The sequence below is a fragment of the Burkholderia sp. MSMB1072 genome, from assembly GCF_001524725.1.
Classification (GTDB): Bacteria; Pseudomonadota; Gammaproteobacteria; order Burkholderiales; family Burkholderiaceae; genus Burkholderia.
Genome location: NZ_LOYC01000017.1, coordinates 363,983 through 371,716 on the forward strand (window position 1 = coordinate 363,983; position 7,734 = coordinate 371,716).

6 protein-coding genes are annotated in these 7,734 nt (G+C 67.1%); 4 read left to right on the forward strand and 2 right to left on the reverse strand.

Annotated features, from left to right (window positions below):
- Positions 1-46: 46 nt before the first annotated feature.
- Complete coding sequence (locus WS89_RS10275; protein WP_059790780.1) at positions 47-2,296, forward strand: ATP-dependent DNA helicase; 2,250 nt, start codon at positions 47-49, stop codon at positions 2,294-2,296.
- 121 nt (positions 2,297-2,417) lie between these two features.
- Here WS89_RS10275 and WS89_RS10280 read toward each other — a convergent pair whose 3' ends face one another.
- The gene (locus WS89_RS10280) at positions 2,418-3,242 is read right to left on the reverse strand and encodes an outer membrane protein assembly factor BamD (protein ID WP_034207426.1); all 825 of its coding nucleotides are present in this window, start codon (positions 3,240-3,242) and stop codon (positions 2,418-2,420) included.
- 41 nt (positions 3,243-3,283) lie between these two features.
- On the opposite strand from WS89_RS10280, the gene WS89_RS10285 reads away from it, so the two are divergent.
- The 3 genes from WS89_RS10285 to phaC all read left to right on the forward strand — a co-directional run bounded on the left by WS89_RS10285 (position 3,284) and on the right by phaC (position 7,558).
- A complete protein-coding gene (locus WS89_RS10285; protein WP_059504903.1) occupies positions 3,284-4,489 on the forward strand; it encodes an RluA family pseudouridine synthase in 1,206 nt (401 codons plus the stop codon).
- Positions 4,490-4,495: 6 nt separating this feature from the next.
- Positions 4,496-5,335 (forward strand): peptidoglycan editing factor PgeF, encoded by an 840-nt coding sequence (gene pgeF / locus WS89_RS10290; protein WP_059505031.1) that lies wholly within the window; start codon positions 4,496-4,498, stop codon positions 5,333-5,335.
- Positions 5,336-5,695: 360 nt separating this feature from the next.
- On the forward strand, positions 5,696-7,558 hold the full coding sequence (gene phaC, locus WS89_RS10295) for a class I poly(R)-hydroxyalkanoic acid synthase (RefSeq protein ID WP_059790783.1): 1,863 nt from the start codon (positions 5,696-5,698) through the stop codon (positions 7,556-7,558).
- On the opposite strand, the gene WS89_RS34430 is transcribed toward phaC, so the two are convergent.
- Positions 7,537-7,734: hypothetical protein (locus WS89_RS34430; protein WP_218921292.1), on the reverse strand; the 198-nt coding region annotated here is incomplete at its 5' end. The genes phaC and WS89_RS34430 overlap by 22 nt on opposite strands.

The following is a 7,734-nucleotide window of genomic DNA, read 5'->3' on the forward strand; positions in this document are numbered from 1 at the left end:
GGCAAGCGCCGGCGCCGCTCGGGCGCTGGACACAGGAACGCTTGCCTTGAATTCACCGCTTGAAGCCACCCCCGATGCCCGGCGTGACACGACGTCCGCCGGGCGCGTTCGTGCGCCCGAAGGCACTTTCGAGCTGAGCCGCAAGCGCGTCGACGAACTCGACACGATCTTCGGCGAAGGCGGGTTGCTGGCGCGCGCGCTCGACGGCTATCGGCCGCGTACGTCGCAGATCGAGATGGCGCGCGCGGTCGCGTCCGCGATGGAGGCATCCGCACGCCGGATGCCCGATCCCGAGATCTTCGAAACCCGCAAGCGGCCGGCGCGCCGCCTCGGCGACGGCGACAAGGCGGCCGGGCCGGCCGCGGATGACGCCGCAGCAGCCGAATCCGACAACGACGCAGGCGACAACACGCTGATCGTCGAGGCCGGCACGGGTACCGGCAAGACCTACGCGTATCTCGTGCCCGCCATGTTGTGGGGCGGCAAGGTGATCGTGTCGACCGGCACGAAGCATCTGCAGGACCAGTTGTTCCAGCGCGACATCCCGACCGTGCGCAACGCGCTCGCGGTGCCGGTGACGGTCGCGATGCTCAAGGGACGCTCGAACTACCTGTGCCATTACTACCTGCAACGCACAGCCGACAACGGCCGGCTGCCGTCGCGGCAGGATACCGCGTATCTGCAGGAAATCGTCCGCTTCGCGAAAATCACGAAGAGCGGCGACAAGGCCGAACTCGCGAGCGTGCCGGAAACGGCGCCCGTGTGGTCGATGGTCACGTCGACGCGCGACAATTGCCTCGGCCAGGAATGCCCGCACTACAAGGAATGCTTCGTGATGCAGGCGCGGCGCGAGGCCCAGCAGGCCGACGTCGTCGTCGTCAACCATCACCTGTTCTTCGCGGACATCATGCTGCGCGACACGGGGATGGCCGAACTGCTGCCGAACGCGAACACGATCATCTTCGACGAAGCGCACCAGTTGCCGGAAACGGCGACGCTGTTCTTCGGCGAGACGCTGTCGACGACGCAGATCCTCGAGCTCGCGCGCGACACGGTCGCCGAAGGCCTGAGCCATGCGCGCGACGCAGTGGAGTGGGTGAAGCTCGGCGGCGATCTCGAGCGCGCGGCGCGCGACTTGCGTCTCGCGTTCGCGAACGACCAGATCGTGCGCATGTCGCTCGCACAGCTCGGCGACGATCACCCGATGTTCGGTGCGCTCGACGCGCTCGACGTTGCGCTCGATGCGCTCGCATCGGCGCTCGCGAGCCAGGCCGAGCGCGCGGAATCGCTCGGCGCGTGCCTGCGGCGCGCCCGCGAGCTGCAGGACCTGCTGGCGGGCTGGGTCGCGCCCGGCGCGGCGCAAGCGGCAGCGAAGGCCGATGCGTCGGCGGTCGGCGACAACGCGGCCGCCGACGGCGATCCGAACGAGAAGGTGCGCTGGGTCGAGGTGTTCGCGCATACCGTCCAGCTCCATGAAACGCCGCTGTCGGTCGCGCCGATTTTCGCGAAACAGCGTGCGGGCGTACCGCGTGCATGGGTGTTCACGTCGGCGACGTTGTCGGTGCGTGGCGATTTCACGCACTACGCGGCGCAGATGGGCCTGAGCTCGCGTCGTTCGATGACGCTCGCCAGCCCGTTCGATTACCAGTCGCAGGGGCTGCTGTACGTGCCGCGCAACCTCCCGCAGCCGTCTTCGCCGGCATTTACCGACGCCGTCTTCGATGCCGCGCTGCCGGCGATCGAGGCATCCGGCGGCGGCGTGTTCATGCTGTGCACGACGCTGCGCGCGGTCGACCGGATCGCGTCGAAGCTGCGCGACGCGATCGAGTCGCGCGGCTGGAACATGCCGCTGCTCGTGCAGGGCGACGCGAGCCGCACCGAGCTGCTCGACCGCTTCCGCGCGTACGGCAATGCGATCCTGGTCGGCAGCCAGAGTTTCTGGGAAGGCGTGGACGTGCGCGGCGATGCGTTGTCGCTGGTCGTGATCGACAAGCTGCCGTTCGCGCCGCCGGACGATCCGGTGCTGGCCGCGCGGCTCGATGCGTTGACGAAGAAGGGGCTGAGCCCGTTCGCCGTGCATCAACTGCCGCAGGCCGTGATCACGCTGAAGCAGGGCGCGGGCCGGTTGATTCGTGCGGAGACGGATCGCGGCGTGCTGATGATCTGCGACACGCGGCTCGTCGACAAGCCTTACGGGCGCCGGATCTGGCAAAGCCTGCCGCCGTTCAAGCGCACGCGCGAGATCGCGGTCGTGCAGGATTTCTTCGACGAGCACCGCGCGGACAAGCGCGCGTGAGCGCACGCGCGGCGCTTGCCGCGTGAACGCCTTGGCGTCAACCGAATGCGGCGCCAATAAAAAACCCGGCTCGATGGCCGGGTTTTTCGTATGCGCAACGGGTGTTGCAGCGCGCCGTGCGTTAGAACTGCCACCACGACTTCTTCGCACCGGGGCGCGCATGGCCCGTCACGTACGGGCTGTCGGGGAACGTGCCCGCGAGCACGCGCTTGGTGTCCTCGGCGAGTTCCGGCTGGTTCAGCTTGCCGTACGACAGGATCATGATGTGCAGCGCGTCCTCGATCGCCGGCGCGCCCTTGTAGTCCTTGATCGCGAGCTGGGCACGGTTGATCGCCGCGACATACGCGCCACGGCGATAGTAGTAGTCGGCCGCATGCACTTCGTGCGATGCGAGCGCGTTGACGATGTAGCGCATCCGCGCGGCCGCATCGGGCGCGTACTTGCTCTTCGGGAAGCGATCGACGACGACCTTGAACGCATCGTACGATTCGCGCAGCGCCTGCGGATCGCGTTCGCTCATGTCCTGGCCGGAGAAGCGACCGAACAGCCCGAGATCGTCGTTGAAGTGGATCATCCCCTTCAGGTAGTACGCGTACGGGATATCCGGATGATCGGGGTGGAGCTGGATGAAGCGATCTACGGCCTGGTCGGCGGCCGCCGCTTCGTTGTCCTTCCAGTTGCAGTATGCAACGTTGATCTGCGCCTGTTGCGCGAAATGGCCGAACGGATCGCGGCCTTGCAGCGATTCGAAATATTTCGCGCACTTGCCCCAGTCGCCGCCGGACAGTGCGTCCTGGGCCTCTGAGTATAATTTGTTGTTCGACCAGGTAGCCGTCTCGTCCTGCTTCTGCGGCAAGCCGTGGCAGCCGGCGATGAGGGCCGCGGCCGCTACCGCCGCAGCCCGGGCGGCGACGGTTCTGGCCGTGCGTTTGGTCGAATTCATCATGCTCGCATGTCCTAGCTTCAAGTCTCGGTGACCCAGTCTAAATGACCCGTTCAAGTTCGCAGAATGCCCAGCCGGGCACACCAAATCGCGAAGATTATAGCCCAAGCGATCGGCCCGCCGACGCTGCGTCGGGGGATTCCCTCGATGACGATCTGGCCGGTGACGCCATGCAGCCGCCCGTGGTGCCGTCCGCAGCGCACGACGACGCGCCGCGCATCGTCGAAGTGCCGCTGTCGCTCGCGGGCGAACGTCTCGACAAGGCGCTCGCCCAACTGTTCCCCGAATTCTCGCGCAGCCGCCTGCAGAGCTGGATCGAGGCGCAGCGCGTGCTCGTCGACGGCGCGCCGGCGAAGATCCGCCAGCCGGTGCCGCTGGGCGCGAAGATCGAGCTCGTGCCCGATCTGCTGCCCGAGCAGCTCGCGTTCACGCCGGAGCCCGTGCCGCTCGACGTGATCTACGAGGACGATGCGCTCGTCGTCATCAACAAGCCGGCCGGTCTCGTCGTCCATCCGGCCGCCGGCAACTGGAGCGGCACGATCCTCAACGGTCTGCTGCATCGCTACGGCGACGCGGCGGCCGGCCTGCCGCGCGCGGGGATCGTCCACCGGCTCGACAAGGAAACGTCCGGCCTGATGGTGGTCGCCCGCACGCTGGCCGCGCAGACGGACCTCGTGCGCCAGTTGCAGGCCCGCACGGTGAAGCGCCGCTATTTCGCGCTGGTGTGGGGCACGATGCCAGAGGAAGGCACGATCGACGCGCCGATCGGCCGCGACCCGCGCGAGCGCACGCGCATGGCCGTGGTCACCGGCGCCTCGGGCAAGCCCGCGCGCACGCATTTCCGCACGGTTGACACATGTCTGTGGCAACGTCAGCCGGTTTCGGCGATTCAATGCGATCTCGAAACCGGCCGCACGCATCAGATCCGTGTGCACTGCGCGCACGCCGGGCATCCGCTGCTCGGCGATCCGGTCTACGGGCGTGCGCGCGGCAAGCGCTCGGTCGCGCCGCTGCCGGACGGGTTCGCACGACAGGCGCTGCATGCGTGGCGGCTCGGTCTCGTGCATCCGGTCACGGGCAAGGCGATGCAGTGGCGCTGCCCGCTGCCGGACGACATGAACGCACTGGTCGCGGCGCTCGGCTTCGGGCAGGGCGACGAGGAATTCGACGACGACAATCCCTACGACGATGACGATTTCGGCGGCGAGTATCACGACGACGAGCCGTACCTGGACGATGAGGAGGAGTGAGTGCCGATGACGAATCTGGCGCCGTTGACGTGGCAGGACTGCGTGCAGCCCGACTGGCGCGTGTCGCCGCGCGTGCGTGCGCTGATCACGACGCGCGACGGCGGCGTGAGCGAAGGCCCGTACGGGCGCTGGCAGGATGGGGCGGCATTGGCGGGCGGGATGAATCTCGGCCTGCATACCGGTGACGATCCCGACCATGTCGCCGTCAATCGCGCGCGCCTGCTCGCCCTCGCTGGCCAGTCGGGCGCCGCATGGCTCGAGCAGGTTCACGGCGCGCAGATCGTGCGGGCGGACGAGGTGATCGCCGCGGCGCCTGCCGCCACGGCGCCGGTGCAGGCCGACGCGAGCGTCACGGATCGGGCCGGCGCCGTCTGCGTGGTGATGGTGGCCGATTGCCTGCCCGTGCTGCTGTGCGACGCGCAGGGCCGCGCGGTCGGTGCCGCGCATGCGGGCTGGCGCGGGCTCTCGGCCGGCATCGTCGAGCAGACGGCCGCGCGCGTCGCGGCGCTCGCGGGCGGGACGGCGGACACGCTGCATGCCTATCTCGGGCCGGCGATCGGCCCGCAGGCGTTCGAGGTCGGCGCCGACGTGCGCGACGCGTTTCTCGACACGGCTCCGCAGTCGGAGCATGATGAAACCCGTCGTGCGTTCGTCGCGAGAGACGGCGCGCCCGGCAAGTTTCTTGCCGATCTCTACGCGCTCGCGCGCCTGCGGCTCGCGCGTGCGGGCGTGGTGCACGTGAGCGGCGGGACGGCCTGCACGGTCGCCGAGCGCGCGCGCTTCTATTCGTATCGGCGCGACCGCGTGACGGGCCGCATGGCCGCGGCGATCTGGCTGGCCGATTGATCGCATGCGCATGCGCGCCGGTTTTGTTGCGCCGCGAAATCGGGTTATCTCGATATTGAGGCGGCAATGCGGCGTTGCATGCGCGACTGAATGAAAAATCCCGACGTCAAGTCAGGCAAAACATTTTATGTTTCGCCGGAACCCTTGTCCCGTCTATCGTGCGCGGATTATCTCCGCGCGGAAATGTTCAGTGGTTTGACCGGGCGCTTCACATGGGGAAAACGATAATGATAAAAATACCGCACTGCGGCAGAATCTGGAGACGCCTCTCCAGAGCATGACGGCCCGGCTCGCAGCCGGCACGCCGCGCGCGAGCAGGATTTCACGATTGACGCTCACGAATCACCGGTAAGGCAGGTAATGACAGCATCGAAAAATTCGTCGACGTCCGCTCATGCGGGCACTTCCGCGGGCAGTACCGGCTTCGATCCGGCCGCCCAGCCGATGCAGCAGATGTTCGAGTCGTGGTTGAACGCGTGGCGCGGTTTTGCCGATCCGGCACGCGCCGCGACGGCATCGGCCTCCGTCAACCCGTTCGCGACATTCCAGTTCCCGACGTCGTTTCCGTTCCAGATGCCGTCGATGCCCGACCTCGGCGCGATGGCGTCGCCGTTCGCGGGGCTGAAGCTGCCGGTTGCCGCGATTCCGCCCGAACGGCTCCAGGCATTGCAGGCCGACTACGCGCGCGACTGCATGACGCTGATGCAGCAGGCGGCCGCCGCGAAGCTCGAACCCCCGGAGTTGAAAGACCGCCGCTTCAGCGGCGACGCGTGGAAGGCATCGCCCGCGCATGCCTTCGCGGCCGCGTGGTACCTGCTCAACGCGCGCTATCTGCAGGAGCTGGCCGACGCGCTTCAGACCGATCCGAAGACGCGCGAGCGCATCCGTTTCACGGTCCAGCAATGGACGGCCGCCGCCGCGCCGAGCAACTTCCTCGCACTCAATCCCGACGCACAGAAATCGATCCTCGAAACGCAGGGCGAAAGCCTGCGGCAAGGGATGATGAACCTGCTCGGCGACTTGCAGCGCGGCAAGATTTCGCAGACCGACGAATCGCAGTTCGTGGTCGGCAAGAATCTCGGGTGTACCGAGGGTGCGGTCGTGTACGAGAACGACCTGATCCAGTTGATCCAGTACACGCCGAAGACGGACAAGGTGTTCGAGCGGCCGCTGCTGATCGTCCCGCCGTGCATCAACAAGTTCTACATCCTCGACCTGCAACCCGAGAATTCGCTCGTCGCGCATGCGCTGTCGAACGGTCATCAGGTATTTCTCGTGTCGTGGCGCAATGCGGATGCATCGGTCGCGCACAAGACGTGGGACGACTACATGAACGAAGGGCTGCTCGCGGCGATCGACGCCGTGCAGCAGATCAGCGGGCGCGAGCAGATCAACACGCTCGGCTTCTGCGTCGGCGGCACGATGCTCGCGACCGCGCTCGCGGTGCTCGCCGCGCGCGGCGAACATCCGGCCGCGTCGATGACGCTGCTCACCGCGATGCTCGACTTCACCGATACGGGCATCCTCGACGTGTTCGTCGACGAGGCGCACGTGCAGATGCGCGAGCAGACCATCGGTGGCAAGAACGGTACGCAACCGGGGCTGATGCGCGGCGTCGAGTTCGCGAACACGTTCTCGTTCCTGCGGCCGAACGATCTCGTGTGGAACTACGTCGTCGACAATTACCTGAAGGGCCGCACGCCCGCGCCGTTCGACTTGCTGTACTGGAACAGCGATTCGACGAGCCTGCCGGGCCCGATGTACGCGTGGTACCTGCGCCATACCTATCTCGAAAACAAGCTGCGCGAGCCGGGGGCGCTCACCGTCTGCGGCGAACCGGTCGACCTGTCGCTGATCGACGTGCCGACGTTCATCTACGGTTCGCGCGAGGATCACATTGTGCCGTGGCAGACGGCCTACGCATCGACGTCGATCCTGTCGGGCCCGCTGAAGTTCGTGCTCGGCGCGTCGGGGCACATCGCGGGCGTGATCAACCCGCCGGCGAAGAAGAAGCGCAGCTACTGGGTCAACGACGACCTGCCCGAATCCGCGGACGACTGGTTCGCCGCGGCGACCGAGCAGCCCGGAAGCTGGTGGACGACATGGGTCGAGTGGCTCGACGCGTACGGCGGCCGTAAGGTCGCGCCGCCGGCCCAGCCGGGTTCAACGCAATTCCCGGCGATCGAGCCGGCGCCCGGGCGCTACGTGTTGCAGCGCGATTGACGAAAACCGGACAGCGGCGCACGCTGTCCGGCGCACCGCAGTTTTTTTAACGGGGCCGGTAACGACGCGCCGTGTCGTGCGGGCCTGGAGGAAAGGGAAATGACGGATGTAGTGATCGTATCGGCCGCGCGGACCGCGGTCGGCAAATTCGGCGGCTCGCTGGCAAAGATTGCGGC